Consider the following 20482-nt stretch of genomic DNA (forward strand, 5'->3'; position numbering starts at 1 on the left):
TCACGAGCCTATCGGCCCGCGCCGACATCCTCGGCGGGCGGTTCGTCACACTCAGCTTGCCCGATGATCAGTCTTTCCAGGGCGGGCCGGTCCGGCAGACCCTCCGGTCGCTCGACCTCACCGGTGCGGACGTGGACGAACGCGGCGGTGACCGACTCGGGCGGCACGCCCTGCTGCTCCGCCCAGCCGATCCGGTAGATCGCGAGCTGGAGCGGGTCGGCGGGCCGGGTGCGGCTGGTCTTCCAGTCGACGATCTCGTACGTCGCCCCGTCGCCGTGCCCGGTCCGGTAGACGGCGTCGATACGGCCCCGTACGACCCGCCCGGCGAGGGCGAGCTGGAAGGGGGCCTCCACGCGATAGGGCGTGCGGTGGGCGTACTCGGTGCGTTCGAAGGCCTCCTTGAGGACTTCGAGGTCGCGCTCGTCGGCGATCTCGGCGTCGCTTCCCGGCAGCTCGTCGGGCTCCAGCAAGGGCAGGGTGAGCTCTTCGAAACGCGCCTCGACCCAGGCGTGGAAGCGGGTGCCCCGGCGTGCGGCCGGTTGTGGAGGGCGTGGCATGGGGCGCGCGAGTTCCTGCGCGAGCCCGTCCGGGTCCTCGGCCAGCCGCATCAGCTGGGTGGCGGAGAGCGCGGCCGGCAGGGGCACGTCGGTGACGCTCCGGCGGGCGCGCAGCAGCTCGCCGGTGAGGGCGTCGAGGTCGCGGTCCCAGGACGCGATGGCGCGGGCCTCCTCGGGGGTGAGGAGGGTGCGCTCCGGGGCGCGCGCGTGCTCCGACTCGGCCACGCGCGCGTGCTCGGACTCCGCCACCCGTGCGTGCCCGGGTTCCGGGCCACGTGCGTGCCCGGGTGCCGGTCGGCGTGCGTGCTCCGGCGGGCGCTCGGCGGGCGTCGCCTGGTGCGGGACCGTGGGGCGGTCGGCGCTCAGGGATTCCCAGTCGGCGGAGTCCTCGTCCGGGAAGCCGTCCTCGTAGGGGTCGGGCTCGTCGTCGTCGGGTGGCGGGGGCCACTCCGGGTCCTCGTGGGTGGCGGGGTCGTGACCGGCCGCCGGGTGGCCGTCCTCCCCTGCCGTGAGCGTGTCCAGGTGGGCGAGGACGGTCTCGGCGGCCGCGCGGCGGCGGGCCAGGGCGGCCTCGTCGAGAGGCAGCGGCCACACCTGGTCGGCGCCGGCCGTGTGCAGGGCCGGGTTCTCCTCGTCCTCCTCCGGTTCGTCGGCCCAGGCCTCGATCTCGCCGTGTCCGGTGGCGCAGTGGTCGTACAGGGCCTGGAGGAAGTCGGAGGGGCCGCGCGGTCTCTTCTGGCTGGGGCCCCACCAGTGGCCGGAGCCCAAGAGCAGGGAGCGGGGGCGGGTGAACGTGACGTAGCCGAGGCGGAGCTCCTCGGTGTGCTGGTGGTCCTTCATGGCCTCGTGGAAGGCCTTCATGCCCCGCGAGTCCCAGGCCTCGACGTCCGGCAGGGTGTCGGTGTCGCCGCGCAGGGCGTGCGGGAGCACCTTGGCCTGGGCGGTCCACTTCTCGCGGCCCTGGCCGCTCGGGAAGGTGCCCTTGACCAGGCCGGGGACGACGACGACATCCCACTCCAGGCCCTTGGACCTGTGCGCGGTCAGCACCTTGACGGTGTTCTCGCCGCCGGGCAGGGCGTTGTCGAGGCCCTTCTCGTACTGGGCGGCGGTGCGCAGGAAACCGAGGAAGGCGAGCAGGGTCGCCTCCTGGTCGCCGGCCGCGAAGGAGGCGGCGACGTCCAGGAAGTTGGACAGCGTCTCGCGGCGGCGGGCGGCCAGCGCGTGCGGGGAGGCGGACAGCTCCACCTCCAGGCCGGTGACCGCGAGGACGCGGTGCAGGACGTCCATCAGCGGGTCGGACAGGGAGCGGCGCAGCTCGCGCAGTTCGGTGGCCAGGCGGGCGAAGCGCACCCGCGCGTCCGGCGAGAACGGCAGGCCGTCGTCCTGGCGCTCGGTGTCGAGCGGCAGTTCCAGGAAGGTGTCCAGGGCGTCCGCGAGCGATATCACCTCGGCCGGGTCGACCCCCTCGACGGCCTCGGCGAGCCTGCGGTCCGGGTCGTCGGCGTCGCCCACGCGCGCGTGGGACACCAGCAGCCGGGCGCGGCGGCCCAGGAGGGCGAGGTCGCGGGGGCCGATGCGCCAGCGCGGGCCGGTCAGCAGCCGGACCAGGGAGGCGTTGGCGCCCGGGTCCTGGAGTACCTCGCAGACGGCGACGAGGTCGGCGATCTCCGGCAGGTGCAGCAGTCCGGAGAGACCGACCACCTCGACGGGGACGTCACGGGCGACGAGGGCGCCCTGGATCTCCGCGAAGTCGGTCGCCGTGCGGCACAGGACCGCGATCTCGCCGGGTGCCGTGCCGGTGCGGACGAGGTGGGCGACGGAGTCGGCGATCCAGTCCATCTCGTCGGCGTGGGTGCGCAGCAGGGCGCAGCGGACCGTGCCGTCGAGTTCGGCGCCCGGGGCCGGGCGCAGGGCCGCCACGCCCGCGTGCATGGCGCGCAGCGGCTCGGCGAGGCCGTTGGCGAGGTCGAGGAGGCGGCCGCCGCTGCGGCGGTTCTCGCTGAGCGCCTGGCGGGTGGCGGGGCTGCCGTCGGCGTGCGCGAAGTGCTCGGGGAAGTCGTCCAGGTTGGCGACGGAGGCGCCGCGCCAGCCGTAGATGGCCTGGCAGGGGTCGCCGACGGCGGTCACGGGGTGGCCGGTGCCGCCGCCGAACAGGCCCGCCAGGAGCACGCGCTGGGCCACCGAGGTGTCCTGGTACTCGTCGAGGAGTACGACCCGGAACTCGTCGCGCAGCAGCCGGCCCACCTCGGGGATGCGGGCCAGCGCGGCGGACAGCGCGATCTGGTCGCCGAAGTCGAGCAGGTCCCGCTCGCGCTTGGCGGACCGGTAGCGCAGGACGAGTTCGGCCAGTTCGCGGCGGGCGGCGGCCGTCTCGGGGACCTTGCGCAGGTCGGCGTTGCCGAGCTTGGCGCCCGCCAGCGTGTTCAGCAGTCCGGCGTCCCAGGCCCGCAGGTCCTCGGGGCGTACGAGGTGCTCGGCGAGTTCGGAGTCGAGGGTGAGCAGGTCGCCGACCAGGTCGGCGAAGGAGCGGGTGAGGGCCGGGTAGGGACCGGGTGCCTCGCGCAGCACCCGGGCGGCGAGCTGGAAGCGGGTGGCGTCGGCAAGCAGCCGGGAGGCCGGCTCCAGGCCGATGCGCAGGCCGTGGTCGGTCAGCAGCCGGCCCGCGAAGGCGTGGTAGGTCGAGATGACCGGCTCGCCGGGCGGGTTGTCCGGGTCCGACCAGTAGGGGGCAGCGCGAAGCGCTGTCGTTGAGGGGTGGTGGCCGGGCGACGGGAGGGCCTCGGGGTCGGTGACGCCCGCCCTGACGAGTGCCTTGCGGACGCGTTCGGCGAGTTCGCCGGCCGCCTTGTTGGTGAAGGTCAGCCCGAGGACCTGCTCCGGGGCCACCTGTCCGGTGCCGACCAGCCAGACCACGCGGGCCGCCATCACCGTCGTCTTGCCCGACCCGGCTCCGGCCACGATCACCTGCGGGGCGGGCGGCGCGGTGATGCAGGCCGTCTGCTCCGGGGTGAACGGGATGCCGAGGAGCTCTTTGAGCTGCTCGGGGTCGGTGATGCGGGCGGGCATGCCGTCGAGGCTAGCGGTGACCACTGACAACCGTGGGACGGGCGTCGTACGTCACTCGACCACGTGACGCCCCTCGGGCCGCGCGCTGCACGACGCCCGGAAGGCGCAGTGCGTGCAGTGCTGGCCGGTGGTCGGCGTGAACCGTTCGTCGAGGACCTTGCCGGCCGCGGTGGCCAGCAGGTCGCCGACCCACTCCCCCTCCAGCGGCTCCTGGGCCTGCACCTTGGGCAGGGTCTCGCCGCCGTCGCGCCGGGTGGCGCCCTGCCGGAGGTGGACCAGTTCGGCGCCGCCGGGCTCGGGGCGTACGCCGTCGAAGGCCTCGTCCACGGCGCCCTCGCGGACCGCGAGCTGGTAGACGGCGAGCTGCGGATGCCGGGCCACCTCGGCGGCGCTCGGGGCCTGCTTGCCGGTCTTGAAGTCGACGACGTAGGCCCGGCCCTCGCCGTCCGTCTCCACGCGGTCCATCTGGCCGCGGATGCGCACCTCGTAGTCGCCCGCTTCGAGGCTGACGTCGAAGTCCTGCTCGCTGGCCACGGGGGTGCGTGCGGTGCGGTCCAGGACGTGCCACTTCAGGAAGCGTTCGAGCGCCACGCGCGCGTTGTCCTTCTCCTGGGCCGACTTCCAGGGGGCGTCGAAGGCGAGCGCGTTCCACACCGACTCCAGGCGCTCCATGAGGACGGCAAGGTCGGCGGGGGTGCGTCCGGAGGCGACCTCGTCGGCCAGGACGTGCACGACGTTGCCGAAGCCCTGGGCGGTGGTGGCGGGCGCGTCGGCCTTGACCTCGCGGCCCAGGAACCACTGCAGGCTGCAGGTGTTGGCGAGCTGGTCGAGGGCGCTGCCGGAGAGCACGACGGGCTGGTCGCGGTCGCGCAGCGGCACCTTGCTCTCGGTCGGCTCGAACATGCCCCACCAGCGGTAGGGGTGGGCGGAGGGCACCAGGGGGCGGCCGTCCTCGTCGGCGAGCGCGGCCAGCCGGGCCAGCCGCCGGGCGGCGGCCTCCCGCAGCGTGTCGGACGCGCGCGGGTCGACCGTGGTCGCGCGCAGTTCGGCGACCAGGGCGGCCACGGAGAGCGGGCGGCGGGGCCGTCCGGTGACGTCCTGGGGTTCGGCGCCTAGCTCGGTGAGGAACCGGGAGGGCTGGTCGCCGTCGTCCGCGGGGGCCTTCACGGCGGTGACGACGAGGCGTTCACGCGCGCGCGTGGCGGCGACGTAGAACAGGCGGCGCTCCTCGGCGAGGAGCGCGCCCGGGGTGAGCGGTTCGGCCAGGCCGTCGCGGCCGATCCGGTCGGCCTCCAGCAGCGAGCCGCGGCGGCGCAGGTCGGGCCACAGGCCCTCCTGGACGCCGGCGACGACGACCAGGCGCCACTCCAGGCCCTTGGAGCGGTGCGCGGTCAGCAGGCGGACGGCGTCGGGGCGTACCGCGCGCCCGGCGAGGGTGTCGGCGGCGATGTCCTCGGCCTCGATCTCCGCCAGGAAGTTCAGCGCGCCCCGGCCGCCGCTGCGCTCCTCCGCGCGGGCGGCGGTGGCGAACAGCGCGCACACGGCGTCCAGGTCACGGTCGGCGTTGCGGCCGGCCGCGCCGCCGCGCCGCGCGGCGCGCTCCAGGCGCGAGGGCCAGGGTGTGCCGTTCCACAGGTCCCACAGCGCCTCCTCGGCCGTACCGCCGCCCGCCAGGTGCTCCCGGGCCCTCCGGAGCAGTGCGCCGAGCCGCTGCGCCCCGCGCGCGTACCCGGGGTCGTGGACGGCCAGGCGCTCGGGTTCGGCGAGGGCCCGCGCGAGCAGGTCGTCCGAGGGCGGCGGCAGCGCGTTGCCGGCCGCCCTTTCCTCGTCGCGCAGGGCGCGGCCGAGGCGGCGCAGGTCGGCCGCGTCCATGCCGGCGAGAGGTGAGGAGAGCAGGGTGAGCGCGGTCTCGGTGCCCAGCCAGCAAGGGCCTGCGGCGGCGGCTGCGGCGGCGGCGGTGCCCTCGTCCCCGCCGGGGCTCGCCTCGGCGGTGCCCGCACCCGGATGTGCCGCTTCCGCCTCCGCCACCGCCCTGAGCGCCGTCAGCAGGGGTGCCACCGCCGGTTCGTGGCGCAGTGGCACGTCGTCGCCGTCGATGTCCAGGGGTACGCCGGCCGCGGTGAGGGCGCGGCGGACCGTCGGGATGGTGCTGGACCCGGCGCGCACCAGGACGGCCATGTCGCTCCAGCGCACGCCGTCCTCCAGGTGCGCGCGCCGCAGGATGTCGGCGATGTTGTCCAGCTCGGTGCCGGGCGTCGGGTACGTGTAGACCTCGACGGTGCCGCCGTCCCGCACGGCGGCCAGTTCGCGGTGGGCGCGCACCTTGGCGGCGGGCAGCCTGGTCAGCGGCATCCGCTGGGTCAGCAGGCGGGTGGCGGCCAGCAGGGCGGCGCCGGAGCGGCGGGAGGTGCGCAGTACCTCCACCGGGGCGGGACGGCCGTCCCCGCGCGCGAATGCGGACGGGAAGTCCAGGATGCCGTTCACGTCGGCGCCCCGGAACGTGTAGATCGACTGGTCCGGGTCGCCGAACGCGACCAGCGTGCGGCCGCCGCCGGCCAGGGCGTGCAGCAGCCGCACCTGGGCGGGGTCGGTGTCCTGGTACTCGTCGACGTACACGGCGTCGTAGCGGCCGGCCAGGTCCAGGGCGACCTCGGGGCGCTGGGTGAGCAGCACCGCGCGGTGCACGAGTTCGGCGTAGTCGAGGACGCCCTGGAGGTCGAGGACGTCGAGGTACTCGGCGAGGAAGGCGGCCGCGGCCCGCCAGTCGGGGCGGCCGATACGGCGGGCGAAGGCGTCCAGGGCGGTGGGGTCGAGGCCCAGTTCGCGGCTGCGGGCGAGCACCGCGCGAACCTCGTCCGCGAAACCCCGGGTGGTCAGGCAGGCGCGCAGTTCGTCGGGCCAGCGCACCGGGTCGAGCCCGAGCCGCTCCAGCTCGGCCTGGCCGGCCAGCAGCTCCCGGACGGTGACGTCCTGCTCGGGGCCGGAGAGCAGGCGCAGCGGGTCGACGAACAGGCCGCTGTCCTGGTGGGCGCGGATCAGGGCGTAGCAGTACGAGTGGAAGGTGGTCGCCCGGGGCGCGCGGGCCGCGCCGACGCGCAGGGCCATGCGGTCGCGCAGTTCGACGGCGGCCTTGCGGCTGAACGTCAGCACCAGGATCCGGTCGGGGTCCCCGCCGCGGGCGATCCGCGCGGCCACCGACTCCACGAGGGTGGTGGTCTTCCCGGTGCCGGGACCCGCGAGGACGAGCAGCGGGCCGGCCGCGTGGTCAACCACGGCGCGCTGTGCGGCGTCCAGACGAGGGGGATCCGTGTCCGCCGGCGGGGTCCGCACCAGTCGGTAAGCGCCACGGGCCCCCTGCCGCACCTGGAGGTGCGACAGGCGCCTGGTGGAGGAAGAGGAGCTCACGTGGTTCGCCGGTCCTGGTGGGTGTGCTGGTTGGCTCGCGGTCGCGCGGGCAGTGCGGTGGCCGTGGGGTGAGCGGGACCCGCGCAGCCGACGCTACGCCGACGAACCGGACGGAAGGAGAGCTTCCGCTTCTTCCCGTCCGCCTCGGGCGGCACTCGTGGCACGCGCGCCCCACATCCCACGAACGTACGTCATGCCACGGATGTCCCCGGTGTCCCTCGAACGAGCCACTGGTTCCCCCCGAGGGCCTCGGATGGCGGAAGCTGTCAGGTGTGAGCCCCCGAGTCCGCGTCGCCGTCCCACCGCGCCCGCTTCATGTCGAGCCGCGGCAGATGGCCCTCCGCGGCCCTGTTCGCCTCCTTCAGCGCGGTGCCCTCCGCGCGGTAGTGGTCCAGGGCGCTCAGCTCGTGCCCCGGCAGCAGCACCCCGTCGGCGCGCACCACCCGCCACCAGGGGACGGAGCCGCCGTAGAGGGACATCACCCGTCCCACCTGGCGCGGTCCTCCCTCCTCCAGCCACTCCGCGACGTCGCCGTACGTCATCACGCGCCCGGGCGGGATCCGCTCGGCGACCTCCAGGACCCGCTCGGCGTACTCGGGCAGTTCGTCCGCGTACCCCTCTCGGGTGCCCTCGGGAAGTCTCTGCTCGCTCATTCGCCCCATCCTGCCGCACCCCACCGACAACCCGCGCGGTCCGCGTCCGGTCTCCGCCTCGCCCTCGGGCGGCGCTTGGGGCAGACTGTGCGCCCCCGCATCTGCACCCTGATGCCCTCGTGTGTCGGTGGGGCATGCCACCATCGTGCGGGCGGTGACTGGTGATACGAGATCAAGAAGAGACGACCGAACAGCAGGGCATGCACCCCGACGGAGCGGCGGGCACCTCTGACGCCGCCGCACGCCCGGAAGCGGCCGAATCCGGCACCGTACCTTCGGAATCCGCGCGCGCGGAGGTCGTGGAGCCGGACGCCGGACACCCGCCCCCCACCGTCGGACCCGACGCCGCCCCCGACGCCTCCGAGGCGGAACACGTGCCGGACGAGATCCACACGGACGAGGTGGAGGGCGACGAACCGCTGCTCCCCGCGCGCGTGCACCGCCCCTCCGACCTCATGCGCCTTTTGGTCGGCGTGCTCGCCGTCGCCGTGCTGCTCGGCATCGCCGCGTTCGCGCACGGCACCACCTCCGGGCTCGAACAGGACATCAACAAGGGCACCGGGCAGGCCCCCGACCTGCTGATCAAGATCGCGGGGCTGGCCTCCAGCATCGCGATCCTGCTGGTGCCGGTCGCGTTCGCCATCGAGCGGCTGATCAAGCGGGACGGGCTGCGCATCGCCGACGGCGTGCTCGCGGCCGTCCTCGCCCATGGTGTGACCCTCGCCACCGACCTGTGGGTGGCCCGGGCCGCCCCGGACTCGATCCAGGAGGCGCTCACCCAGCCCTCCCCCGGTGACATCCACGCCCTCACCGACCCGGTGCACGGCTATCTCGCGCCCGTCATCGCCTATATGACGGCCGTCGGCATGTCCCGGCGGCCGAGATGGCGTGCGGTCCTGTGGATCGTGCTGATGCTCGACGCGTTCTCCATGCTTGTCACCGGCTACACGACACCGTTCTCGATCATCCTCACGGTGCTGATCGGCTGGACCGTCGCCTACGGCACGCTCTACGCGGTCGGCTCCCCCAACGTCCGCCCCACCGGCCGGACCCTGCTGGCGGGGCTGCGGCACGTCGGCTTCCACCCGGTCGGCGCGGCCCGCGAGGAGGCCCTGGACAGCGAGAACGGCGACCGGGGCCGGCGCTACTTCGTCACCCTGGAGGACGGCCCGCCGCTGGACGTCACGGTCGTGGACCGGGAACAGCAGGCCCAGGGCTTCTTCTACCGCGCGTGGCGCAACCTGACGCTGCGCGGCTTCGCCACCCGCTCCAGCCTCCAGTCGCTGCGCCAGGCCCTGGAGCAGGAGGCGCTGCTGGCGTACGCGGCGATCGCGGCCGGCGCCAACGCGCCCAAGCTGATCGCCACCTCCGAGCTCGGCCCGGACGCCGTGATGCTCGTCTACGAGCACACCGGCGGCCGCACCCTCGACTCGCTGGCCGACGAGGAGATCACCGACGAACTGCTGCACCACACCTGGCACCAGGTACAGGCGCTGCAGTCGCGCCGGATCGCGCACCGCAGACTCGCGGGTGACGCCATCGTGGTGGATCGTTCCGGCCAGGTGATCCTCACGGATCTGCGCGGCGGTGAGATCGCGGCCGGCGAACTGCTGCTGCGCATGGACGTCGCCCAGCTGGTCACCACGCTCGGCCTGCGGGTCGGCGCCGAGCGGGCGGTGGCCTCGGCGGTGGGTGTCCTCGGGCCCGACGCCGTCGCCGACTGTCTGCCGATGCTCCAGCCGATCGCGCTCACCCGCTCCACGCGCGCGACGCTGCGAAGACTGGCCAGAGAGCGCGCCCAGCGCGAACGCGACGCGGTCCTGGAGGCGTCCCGGCAGGCCAAGCAGGCCCGCGCGGAGGAGGCCGAGAAGCCCGACAAGAAGACGGTGCGCGCCGAGCAGCGGGCCGAGAAGCGGGCCCTGGACGACGCGCTGGAAGAGGCCCGCGAGGAGGACCTGCTCACCCAGATCCGGCACCAGGTGCTGAAGATCAGGCCGCAGGCGCCCGTCGAGCCGGCCCGCCTGGAGCGGGTGCGGCCGCGCACGCTGATCAGCCTCATCGCCGGCGCGATCGGCGCGTACTACCTGCTGACCCAGCTCACCCACATCGAGTTCGGCCCCCTGGTCGCGAACGCCCAGTGGGGCTGGGTGATCGCCGCGGTGCTGTTCTCGGCGGTCAGCTATGTCGCCGCCGCGATGGCGCTGCTCGGATTCGTGCCCGAGCGGGTGCCGTTCGTGCGGACCGTGGCGGCGCAGGTCGCCGGGTCGTTCGTGAAGATCGTGGCGCCCGCGGCGGTCGGCGGTGTCGCCCTCAACACACGCTTCCTGCAGCGCGCCGGTGTGCGCCCCGGCCTCGCGGTGGCGAGCGTCGGCGCCTCGCAGCTGTTCGGGCTCGGCTGTCACATCCTGATGCTGCTCTCCTTCGGCTATCTGACCGGCACCGAGAAGACCCCGTCGCTGTCGCCGTCCCGCACCGTCATCGCGGGCCTGCTGACCGTAGCCGTCCTGGTCCTCGTGGTGACCTCGGTGCCGTTCCTGCGGAAATTCGTCTCCACGCGCGTGCGGTCGCTGTTCGCGGGCGTCGTACCTCGCATGCTGGACGTGCTGCAGCGGCCGCAGAAGCTCGTCACCGGCATCGGCGGCATGCTGCTGCTCACCGCCTGCTTCGTGATGTGCCTGGACGCCTCCATCCGTGCGTTCGGCAACGAGGGCACCTCGCTCAGCATCGCCAGCGTCGCCGTCGTCTTCCTCGCCGGAAACGCGCTCGGCTCCGCGGCGCCGACCCCGGGCGGAGTCGGCGCGGTCGAGGCGACCCTGACCGTCGGCCTCATCGCCGTCGGCCTGCCCAAGGAAGTCGCGGCCCCCGCCGTCCTGCTGTACCGGCTGCTGACCCTGTGGCTGCCGGTCCTGCCCGGCTGGCTGGCCTTCAACCACCTGTCCCGCAAGGGAGCGCTCTAGCCACGGCGACGGCGCCGGGGGCACGAGACGCTCCGGCGGGTACGGGATGCGCCACGGGCGTACCGGGGTCGTACCTCGTACGGCTCGCGCCCCGCGCGCGTGGGCGCGTGCGACCCCAGGATGGGACCATGCCGAACCCCTTCCGGATCCGTGTCGCCGCCCTGGCCACCGCCCTGGTGCTGTCCTCCCTGCTGACCGGGTGCAGCGACGGTGCCAAGGACGGGGATCTGGCGGCACAGAAGCTGGACTGGAAGGCCTGCCCGGCTCCCGACGAGGCCGAGGGCGGTGGCGACACCCCCTCGCCGCTGCCCGGTGGCGGTGCCTGGCAGTGCGCGACCATGAAGGCGCCGCTGGACTGGTCGAAGCCGAAGGGCGCCACCATCGGTCTCGCGCTGATCCGTGCCAAGGCCAGCGGTGACGCGAGCAAGCGGATCGGCTCCCTGATCTTCAACTTCGGCGGGCCCGGCGGCAGCGGCGTCACCACGCTCCCCGCGTTCGGCGAGGACTACGCGGCCCTGCGCACCCGCTACGACCTCGTCAGCTTCGACCCGCGCGGAGTCGGCCGCAGCGACCCCGTCGAGTGCGAGAACGACGAACAGCTCGACAACTACTTCCAGGAGGACGCGACACCCGAGACCAGCGCCGAGCGCACCCAGCTGATCAACCGCACCAAGCAGTTCAACGCCGCCTGCGAGAAGAACTCCAAGACGATCCTGCCGCATGTACGCACCACCGACGCGGCCCGCGACATGGACCTCATGCGCCAGGTCCTCGGCGACAAGCAGCTGCACTACTTCGGCATCTCCTACGGCACCGAACTCGGCGGCGTCTACGCCCACTTGTTCCCGAAAAACGTGGGCCGGGCCGTCCTCGACGGCGTCATCGACCCCACCCAGAACCCCGAGCAGAGCTCGCTGGGACAGGCCAAGGGCTTCCAGCTCGCGCTCGACAACTTCGCCGAGGACTGCACCTCCAAGAAGACCGAGTGCCCGATCGGCGACACCCCGCAGGACGTGAAGGACCGTATCGCCAAGCTCCTCGTGGACCTCGACACGAAGCCGATCCCCGGCATCCTCCCCCGCCAGCTGACCCAGACCGCCGCCACCAACGGCATCGCGCAGTCCCTGTACTCCAAGGACTTCTGGGAGTACCTCACCGAGGGACTCGAAGAGGCGTACGACGGCGACGGGAAGATCCTGATGCTGCTGTCCGACTCCATGAACGGCCGCAGCCAGAACGGCGAGTACAGCAACATCACGGCGGCGAACATCGCCATCAACTGCGCCGACGAGAAGCCTCGGTACACCGCCGACTACGTCCAGCAGAAACTGCCCGAATTCCGGGCCGCGTCCCCGCTGTTCGGCGACTACCTGGCGTGGGGCATGGTCAGCTGCACGAGCTGGGCGGTGCCGGGCGCCGCCGACCATCCCGACGTCAGCGCGCCCGGGTCGGCGCCGATCCTGGTCGTGGGCAACACGGGCGACCCGGCCACGCCGTACGAGGGCGCGAAGAAGATGGTGGAGTCGCTGGGGAAGGGCGTCGGGGTGGAGCTGACGTACAAGGGGCAGGGGCACGGGGCCTACGACAGCAAGAACAAGTGCGTGCAGTCGACCGTGAACGGCTACCTGCTGGAGGGGAAGGTACCGAAGGCCGGCACGGTCTGTTCGTGAGCACGGGAGAGCTAAGAAACCGCAGGTCAAAAGGTTATCCACAGGCCGCAACAGCCTTCGCTCGATCCGCCTACTATGACCTGACCGCTTTCCGCGACGAACCTGCGGAGAGCCTGTGAGGGGGGTGTGCGCGCATGTTGCGTCTCGTACGGTGGGCGGCCGCTGTTGCCGCGGGGTTGCTCGTGGCCGGGTGCGGCGGTGGGTCGTCCGGCGGGGGCGGGGACGAAGGGAAGACACGGTCCGAACAGCCGTCACCGGCTTCCACCGCCTCTGCCGCCCTGCCCTCCTCCCTCACCTCCCAGAAGCTCGACTGGGGCCGCTGCACCTCCACTTCGGACTCCGCCGCACCCGGTGGCGAGTGGCGGTGCGCGACACTGAAGGTGCCGCTGGACTGGTCGAAGCCGGACGGGAAGACCATAGGGCTGGCGCTGATCCGGGCGAAGGCGAGCGGGGGTTCGGGCAAGCGGATCGGCTCGTTGCTGTTCAACTTCGGCGGTCCCGGCGGCTCGGGCGTCTCGATGATGCCGTACTACGCCACCACCGTCTCCACGCTGCGCGAGCGGTACGACCTGGTGAGCTGGGATCCGCGCGGGGTGGGCGCCAGTGAGGGGATCCGGTGTCGCAGCGACAAGGACATGCGGTCCGCCGAGTCGATCGACGCCACCCCGGACACGGCGGCGGAGGAGACGGCGTACTTCAAGGACGCCGCCGCCTTCGGCAAGGGCTGCGAGACTGCGGACGGCGAGCTGATCGCGCACGTCTCGACGACCGACACGGCCCGGGACATGGATCTGATGCGCCAGGTGCTCGGTGATACGGAGATGCACTATTTCGGCATCTCGTACGGCACCGAACTGGGCGGTGTCTACGCCCACTTGTTCCCCAACAAGGTGGGGCGGCTGATCCTGGACGCGGTGGTCGACCCGACCGCGGACTCGGTCGGCCACGCGAAGAACCAGACCGAGGGGTTCCAACGGGCGCTGGACGACTACCTCAAGTCCACCGGACAGGACTCGGAGCAGGGCTCGCAGAAGATCGCGGCCCTGCTGAAGAAGCTCGACACCGAGCCGCTCGCGACCTCCTCCGGGCGGAAGCTGACCCAGACCCTCGCGGTCACCGGTATCGTCCTGCCGCTGTACAGCCAGGACAGCTGGCCGACGCTGACCAGCGCGCTCCAGGCGGCCGAGGACGGCGACGGCTCGGAGCTGCTGTCGCTCGCGGACCAGTACAACGAACGTGACTCCTCGGGGCACTACGGCACGACCGCCCACTCCCAGCGGGTCATATCGTGCCTGGACGACAGGCAACGGCCCACGCTCGCCCAGACGAAGAAGCTGCTGGCCGCCTTCGAGAAGATCTCGCCCGTCTTCGGCGACTTCCTGGGCTGGGACACGGCCGGCTGGTGCCACGACTGGCCGGTGGCCGGGGAGTACGACACCCCGGAGGTGAGCGCCCCGGGCTCGGCCCCGATCCTGCTGGTCGGCAATACGGGCGACCCGGCGACCCCGTACGAGGGCGCCCGGCGAATGGCCGACGAGCTGGGCAAGGGCGTCGGCGTCGAGCTGACCTGGAAGGGCGAGGGCCATGGCGCGTACGGCCGCGGGAGCGACTGCGTGGACTCGACGGTGAACGGCTACCTGCTGGGCGGCACGGTCCCGAAGGACGGCAAGGTCTGCTCATGACGAAGGCGGGGGCTTCGGGCGCCTGCCGCACCCGAAACCCCCGCCCGTCGCGGAGACTGCGCTCAGTAGACCGGCTTCTCCGGCTCGATCTGGTTGACCCAGCCGATCACGCCGCCGCCGACGTGCACGGCGTCCGCGAAGCCCGCCGACTTCAGGACCGCGAGGACCTCCGCACTGCGGACACCCGTCTTGCAGTGCAGGACGATCTTCTTGTCCTGGGGCAGGCCCTCCAGGGCGGTGCCGAGCAGGAACTCGTTCTTCGGGATCAGCTTGGCGCCCGGGATGGAGACGATCTCGTACTCGTTCGGCTCGCGGACGTCGATGATCTCGATGTTCTCGCCGTCGTCGATCCACTCCTTGAGCTGCTTGGGAGTGATCGTCGAGCCGGCGGCAGCCTGCTGGGCCTCCTCGGAGACGACGCCGCAGAAGGCCTCGTAGTCGATGAGCTCGGTGACGGTCGGGTTCTCGCCGCAGACCGCGCAGTTCGGGTCCTTGCGGACCTTCACCTGGCGGTACTGCATCTCCAGGGCGTCGTAGATCATCAGGCGGCCGACGAGGGGCTCGCCGGTGCCGGTGAGGACCTTGATGGCCTCGGTGACCTGGATGGAGCCGATGGACGCGCAGAGGACGCCCAGCACGCCGCCCTCGGCGCAGGAGGGGACCATGCCCGGCGGCGGGGGCTCCGGGTAGAGGCAGCGGTAGCAGGGACCGTACTCGGACCAGAAGACCGAGGCCTGGCCGTCGAAGCGGTAGATCGAGCCCCAGACGTACGGCTTGTTGAGCAGCACGCAGGCGTCGTTGACCAGGTAGCGGGTGGCGAAGTTGTCCGTGCCGTCGACGATCAGGTCGTACTGGCTGAAGATGTCCATCACGTTCTCGGCCTCGAGCCGCTCTTCGTGAAGGACCACGTTCACGTACGGGTTGATGCCGAGGACGGAGTCACGGGCAGACTCGGCCTTGGAGCGGCCGATGTCGGCCTGGCTGTGGATGATCTGACGCTGCAGGTTCGACTCGTCGACCTCGTCGAACTCCACGATGCCGAGGGTGCCGACACCGGCCGCGGCGAGGTACATCAGCGCCGGCGAGCCCAGGCCGCCGGCGCCCACACAGAGCACCTTGGCGTTCTTCAGCCGCTTCTGCCCGTCCATCCCGACATCGGGGATGATCAGGTGGCGGGAGTACCTGCGGACCTCGTCTACGGTGAGCTCAGAGGCTGGCTCGACCAGGGGTGGCAGCGACACGGGGACTCCGTTGGTCGGTCAATCACTACAGATGTTCTCCCTGTAACACTGCCATGGCCATCTTCATTCCGAGACACCTGTCCCGACCCGCGAGACGATGTCGTCCCAGTAGCCGGGCATGTTCTCCCAGGGGTCCACGCGACCACCGTGATCCGTACGGTCCGTGAAGTAGATGGTCGCGGCGCCCTGCCAGCGGGCGATGCGCAGTGCCTCGTCGAGGTGGCCGCGAGGTATGCCGTGCACGAAATGACAGAAGCGGTCCGGCGGATAGTCCGCGGTCCACTCGGCGACATGCGACCAGCGGTAGTCGCTCCACGGGCCGGCGAAGGTCACCAGTTGGTCGGCGTTCTCCGCGTAGCCCGGATGGGGGTGGGTGCCGTGACCGAGGACGATGTGGGGCGCGTCACCGATGGTGCGGAGCGTGGCGACGGCGCGGCGGATCTCGGGGAGCGCCGTGCGTTCGCCGGGGCAGCGCTCCAGCAGGAAGCCGTCGACGCGGTACCAGTCGTGATAGCGGCGGGCGTCCAGGACCAGGTCGCCGTGGGGGCGGGCGCCGTAGGTGGTGTCCAGGCGGCCGAGGACGCGGACGCCCGCGTTGCGGAGCCTGCCGGCTGCTTCCAGGCAGTGCGGGTCGGGGCGGCTGCCGGGGCCGTTCGCCACGTTGAGGACGACCCAGTGCAAAGGGGTGCCCGGGCGGGTGAGTTCGGCCCACTGCGCCGGGGCGAGGAGGGGGTGGGCGTAGCCCGGGATGCCGAAGGCGGTGCGGACGCCGGTGGTCGCGGCGCCCGACCTGGTGCTGGTCAGATGCGGCATGCCGCCTCCATCCAGATGTCCGCGAGGGACTCTTCGAGGTTGATACGGGGCCGCCAGCCGAGCCGGTCGCGGGCGCAGCGCACGTCGGCCTGCTGCCAGCTGCCGCAGCCGTCCGGGTACGGGTAGGCGACCGGGGCCGCGTGGTCGGGGTCCAGGCGGGGGTGGCCGATGGGGCTGCGCAGCGGGCCGGGCGGGCCGTCGAGTTCGTGCAGGGCGCCGCCGTATCCGGCGACCCGGGCGAGGACGCCGGCGGCGTCGCGGAGGCGGACGGCGCGGCCCGAACCGATGTTGATGACGCCTTGGGCGGCGGAGAGCGAGGCCGCGTGGACGGCGCGGGCGACGTCGCGTACGTCGATGAAGTCGCGCTGGGCGCCGAGGCCGCCGAGTTTGAGCTCGCCGTCGCCGGACTGCATGGCGCGGCGCATGGCTTCGGCGAGGCGGCCGAGCGGGGAGCCGGCCGGGGTGCCGGGCCCGGCGGGCGAGAAGACGCGCAGCACGACGGCGTCCAGGCCCGACCCGAGGACCAGTTCGGTGGCGGCGAGTTTGCTGACGCCGTACGGGCCGCCGGGGCGCGGTACGGCGTCCTCGGCCGTGGAGGAGCCGGGCTGGCTCGGGCCGTACTCGGCGCCGCAGCCGATCTGCACCAGGCGGGCGCCGCAGCCGCTGCGGCGCAGGGCCTCGCAGACGGTGGCGACGGCGACGGTGTTGTGCCGGGTGAGTTCCCGGGCACCGCCGCGGGTGGCGCCGGCGCAGTTCACGATGACGCCCGGGTGGACCGCGTCGAGGAAGCGGGTGAGCGCACCGGGACTGCCGGTGGCGAGGTCGAAGCGGACGTCGGCGTCGTCACCGCGGCCGAGCGCGGTGAGCTGGACGGCCGGGTCGGCGAGCAGCCGGTCGGCGACGAAGCGGCCGAGGTATCCGTTGGCTCCGATCAGCAGAACCCTCATCGCATGGCTCCCGGGGTGTGCGCTCCGGCGACTCCGGTGGTTCCGGACGCTCCGGGTCCGGGTCGGGAGGTGGTCATCTGGCGGTCTCCTTCAAGGGGTGGTGCGGTTGCCTCCGGCGGGATGCCGGGCGCCTGCCGCCGCGACGGCACGGCGAGGCAGGCGAAGAGAACGGCGGCTCTGCTCACTCGGGGTCTCCCGTCGGCGCGTGGGCCGAGGCCCGGGTGAGCGTGCGGGTCGCCTGGAACAGCAGCGCCAGGGCCGCGGCGCCGCAGACGAGTACCGGGACGCCGCCCGCGCCCCAGGCATCGGCCAGGGCGTCGACGGGGGTCGCCAGGAAGGCGCAGCCCGGCAGCCGGCCGGCCAGGACCAGCCCCACGGCGGCCGCTTCCGTGGCGGCGGCGAGGGCGAGGGCGGGGCGCTGCGGCACGTTGTGGACGGTGAGGAGGCGGGCGAGCAGCAGGAGGGCGCCGAGGGTGAGGGCCTCCGGGTAGCCGGCGGGTTCTCCCAGGGCGGCGCCGCACAGGGCGAGCAGGGCGGTGAGGACGCCCAGGTAGAGGGCGAACGTGCCGAGCAGCAGCGGCTGCACGGACCCGGCGAACTCCTCCAGGCCCCGGCTGCCCGTGAGCCTGCGGCGGGCGCCCGCCGTGAAGAGATGGGCGCTCCAGGCGGCCGGGGCGCAGGCCAGGGTGAGGGCCAGGACGGGCGCGGTGGTCACCGGCCAGGAGCCGTCCGCGGCGCCGGTCGGGAGGCCGTCGGGGCCGCCGTCCAGGACGGCGCGCAGGAGGCCGTTGCCGAGGAGGGCGTAGGCAAGGAGCCAGCAGGTCCACACGCGCGTGCCGGTCACGGTGTGCCGGGCGAGGGTGCGGGCGGGCCCGGCGAGGGGGCCGCGGCGCAGGGCCAGGCGCGCGGCCAGGGCGAGGGCGAGCACGCCGACGGCCGCCGTCAGGAGGCGGGGCCGCCCCTCGGTGAGCCGTACGCCGGTCACCACCGCCGCGCCGACCGCGCCCGGCAGGAGAGTGAGCAGCGCCCAGTCGGCGCGCACGCGGGGCGGGGGCGCCGGTTCCGGGCGCGGGCGCGGGTCGCCGTCGCGGGGCACGCGCGCGTAGAGCTCCTCGGCGAGTGAGAAGACGTCACGGTGCCGGAAGCGGGCGGCGGTCCGGTCGGTGACGCCGTGCGCTTCGAGGCCGGCCGCGATCTCCAGTGGGTCGACGGCCTGCTCGCAGAGGGCGCGGTGGCGGTGCATCAGAGCTTTCACGGGATCGGCGGCGCCTCGACGTGGGGTGGGTCTGCGGCTGCCCGTGGTGCCCGGGGCGGTCCGGGTGTGGCCCCCGCCGGCGATCGCGGCCGAATGCCGAGCCCCGCTCCGGGACAGGGTGTCTTCCGAGCCGTCGTCCACCGCGCCCAGGAGCCATTCCTCAGACCGCGCGTCCCAGGCGTCGGCCCCGCCGGGGCGCTCGGCCCGGTCCGGCTCCCCCGGACCGCCGTTCATGGCGCCGTCCTCGTCGCCGTTCACAGGGCGCCCTCCGGGGCCGCGAGCGGGGTGACCCGTACCGGGGTCGGCCGCGGTGCGGCGCCCAGGGCCCAGCCGGGGCCGCCCCGGCTCACGACGCGGGCCGTCGGACCGGTCCAGCGGCCGGGGACATGGGCCTCGGCAGGAGCGGCGAACGGCAGCGGCTCGCCTGCCTCGTCGAGGACGACCCGGCGCACCGGGCAGTGCGAGACGATCTCCAGGTAAATGCCGTGAAATGCCGCGACGTTCTGCTCGACGGTGAACAGTTCGAGCGCCCGGGCGCGTGCCGCGGCTCCGAGACGCTCACGGCGCTCGGGGTCGCGCAGCAGCGCCACGCACGCCTCCGCGAGCGCCCGCGGATTGCGCGGGGGTACGACGAGACCGGTGCCGCCGATGACCTCCACCACGGCGCCGACGTCGGTGGAAACGGTCGCGCGGGCGCAGAGCATCGCCTCGACGAGGCCGACCGGGAAACCCTCGACGACGCTGGAGAGGACGACGACCGATCCGGACGCGTAGGCGTCGGCGAGGGTCGGTGCCTCCGGGCCGCCGATCTCCTCGAAGGCGACCGGGTTGTCGCCGACGGCGTGCACTCCTTCGGCCTCGTCCGGGAAGAGCTGGGCGGCGAGCGCCTTGCAGTGGCCCAGGTAGGCCCGGCCCTCCGGCCCCGCCGGGGCGCCCACGACCCGCAACCGTGCCTTGGGCTCCTCCTTGCGGACCTCCGCGAAGGCGTGCAGCAGCGACACCAGGTCCTTGGACGGTTCTGTCCGGCCGACCCACACGAGCGTGTCCGGGTCGGCCCGGTCCGGCGCCTCGCCGACCTCGGCGAAGCGGGCGGCCTCCATGCCCGGATGGACGGTGCGGATGCGGGCGCGGTCGGCGCCGCAGCGCTCCTGCCAGCGGCGGGCGTGCGCGTTGCCGGGAGTGATGATCGCGGCGCGGCCGTAGACCTCGGCGGCGAGCCGGCCGTGGAAGGCGGCGAGCAGGGCGCGCACGGCCGGGGTGGCCGCGTCGGGGCCGGAGGCGAGGTAGTGCGAACGCAGCTGCACGCCGTACTCGGTGACCAGCAGCGGCACGTCGCAGAAGTGGCGGGCGAGCAGGCCGGGCAGGGCGGCCGGGCCGCCGGCGGTGGCGTGGCAGAGGTCGGCGGCGCCGAGGCCGTCGTCGCCGTACCAGTCGAGCGAGAGGGGGCGCAGGGTGCGTTCGAGGTGCGCGGCTACGGCGAGCAGATCCGGCACGCGCGCCTCGCGCGCGGCCCCGACTGCGCCGGGTGCGCGGCAGGCGCGCTCCAGGGCGCGCACGGCGCTGTCGGAGCGGAGTGCGCCGCCCAGTCCGCCCTCGTCACGGGCGAGTTCGGCGAGTCCGTAGAGCGCGCTGCCGAAACGGTCCGCCAGATGGCCGGGTCCGGCACCGGAGCCTTCCGCACTGTTCGCGCCGTCCGCTCCGTCCAGGCCCGCACCGGCCGGGCCGCCGACGCCCGGTCCGGCGCACAGCACCGCCGCCAGCTCCCCGTAGCTCTCGACGAAGCGCCGGCGCGCGCGCCGGCCGTACGTGACCCCGTCCTCCTCGGCGGTCCACAGGGGTGCCGTCCGTACCCGGCTGACGTGCGGCGGCAGCGGCAGCCAGCCCTCGTCCTCCTGGCGCCTGCTGCGGCTGAGCGCGTAGAGGTCGAACTCGTGCTGCCCGAGCCCGCGCACGAGCCGGTCGCACCAGAGTCTGGCGTCACCGCTCACATACGGATAGCCACCCTCCGTAAGCAGTCCGATGCGCACGTGTGCACCCCCGATCGATCTCCCGTATGGGGAGCCACCGTTGCCTCGGTGGCTCGCAGCGGGACGAACGTATGCGGACAAGGCGGTGGCGCGACGGACGGTTGTCCATCGCGCCACCAAAAGGGGTGAACGGTCGTAACTTTCCCGTGCGGTTCGCGTTCGGTCGCGCTAAGAGATCGATCGACAGCGAAACGTCACATCGGGTTGCC

11 protein-coding genes are annotated in these 20482 nt (G+C 73.3%); 3 read left to right on the forward strand and 8 right to left on the reverse strand.

The genetic code is table 11. From position 1 onward, the window contains the following. Positions 1–8: 8 nt before the first annotated feature. The 3 genes from ACWGJB_RS14070 to ACWGJB_RS14080 form a co-directional block, all read right to left on the reverse strand. Entirely contained in the window at positions 9–3623 is a 3615-nt protein-coding gene (locus ACWGJB_RS14070) for a UvrD-helicase domain-containing protein (protein ID WP_453380417.1), read from the reverse strand. A 51-nt stretch (positions 3624–3674) separates the two neighbouring features. Next, complete coding sequence (locus tag ACWGJB_RS14075) at positions 3675–7028, reverse strand: ATP-dependent helicase (RefSeq protein WP_453380418.1); 3354 nt, start codon at positions 7026–7028, stop codon at positions 3675–3677. A gap of 266 nt (positions 7029–7294) precedes the next feature. Further along, positions 7295–7681: an MGMT family protein gene (locus ACWGJB_RS14080; RefSeq protein WP_453380419.1), complete on the reverse strand. Its 387-nt coding sequence runs from the start codon at positions 7679–7681 to the stop codon at positions 7295–7297. Between the two features lie 200 nt (positions 7682–7881). Here ACWGJB_RS14080 and ACWGJB_RS14085 point away from each other — a divergent pair, with 200 nt between their 5' ends. The 3 genes from ACWGJB_RS14085 (at position 7882) to ACWGJB_RS14095 (ending at position 13990) form a co-directional block, all read left to right on the forward strand. Further along, entirely contained in the window at positions 7882–10638 is a 2757-nt protein-coding gene (locus tag ACWGJB_RS14085; protein ID WP_453380656.1) for a lysylphosphatidylglycerol synthase domain-containing protein, read from the forward strand. Positions 10639–10766: 128 nt separating this feature from the next. Next, positions 10767–12308: an alpha/beta hydrolase gene (locus ACWGJB_RS14090; protein ID WP_453380420.1), complete on the forward strand. Its 1542-nt coding sequence runs from the start codon at positions 10767–10769 to the stop codon at positions 12306–12308. A 134-nt stretch (positions 12309–12442) separates the two neighbouring features. Next, on the forward strand, positions 12443–13990 hold the full coding sequence (locus ACWGJB_RS14095; RefSeq protein ID WP_453380421.1) for an alpha/beta fold hydrolase: 1548 nt from the start codon (positions 12443–12445) through the stop codon (positions 13988–13990). Positions 13991–14052: 62 nt separating this feature from the next. Here the strand turns inward: ACWGJB_RS14095 and moeZ are convergent, their stop codons facing one another. The 5 genes from moeZ to ACWGJB_RS14120 form a co-directional block, all read right to left on the reverse strand. Beyond that, positions 14053–15231 carry an adenylyltransferase/sulfurtransferase MoeZ gene (moeZ, locus tag ACWGJB_RS14100; protein WP_351704789.1) on the reverse strand — a complete coding sequence of 393 codons (1179 nt, stop codon included), beginning with the start codon at positions 15229–15231 and terminating at the stop codon, positions 14053–14055. 63 nt (positions 15232–15294) lie between these two features. Next, positions 15295–16044 (reverse strand): spherulation-specific family 4 protein, encoded by a 750-nt coding sequence (locus ACWGJB_RS14105; protein ID WP_453380422.1) that lies wholly within the window; start codon positions 16042–16044, stop codon positions 15295–15297. After that, entirely contained in the window at positions 16032–16991 is a 960-nt protein-coding gene (locus tag ACWGJB_RS14110; protein WP_453380423.1) for an NAD-dependent epimerase/dehydratase family protein, read from the reverse strand. Before ACWGJB_RS14110 ends, ACWGJB_RS14105 begins: the two co-directional genes overlap by 13 nt. A 181-nt stretch (positions 16992–17172) precedes the next feature. Continuing rightward, positions 17173–18480 carry a hypothetical protein gene (locus ACWGJB_RS14115; protein WP_453380657.1) on the reverse strand — a complete coding sequence of 436 codons (1308 nt, stop codon included), beginning with the start codon at positions 18478–18480 and terminating at the stop codon, positions 17173–17175. Between the two features lie 20 nt (positions 18481–18500). Then, positions 18501–20234: a glycosyltransferase gene (locus tag ACWGJB_RS14120; protein ID WP_453380658.1), complete on the reverse strand. Its 1734-nt coding sequence runs from the start codon at positions 20232–20234 to the stop codon at positions 18501–18503. Positions 20235–20482 lie beyond the last annotated feature (248 nt).

Source organism: Streptomyces sp. NPDC054813, from assembly GCF_053611365.1.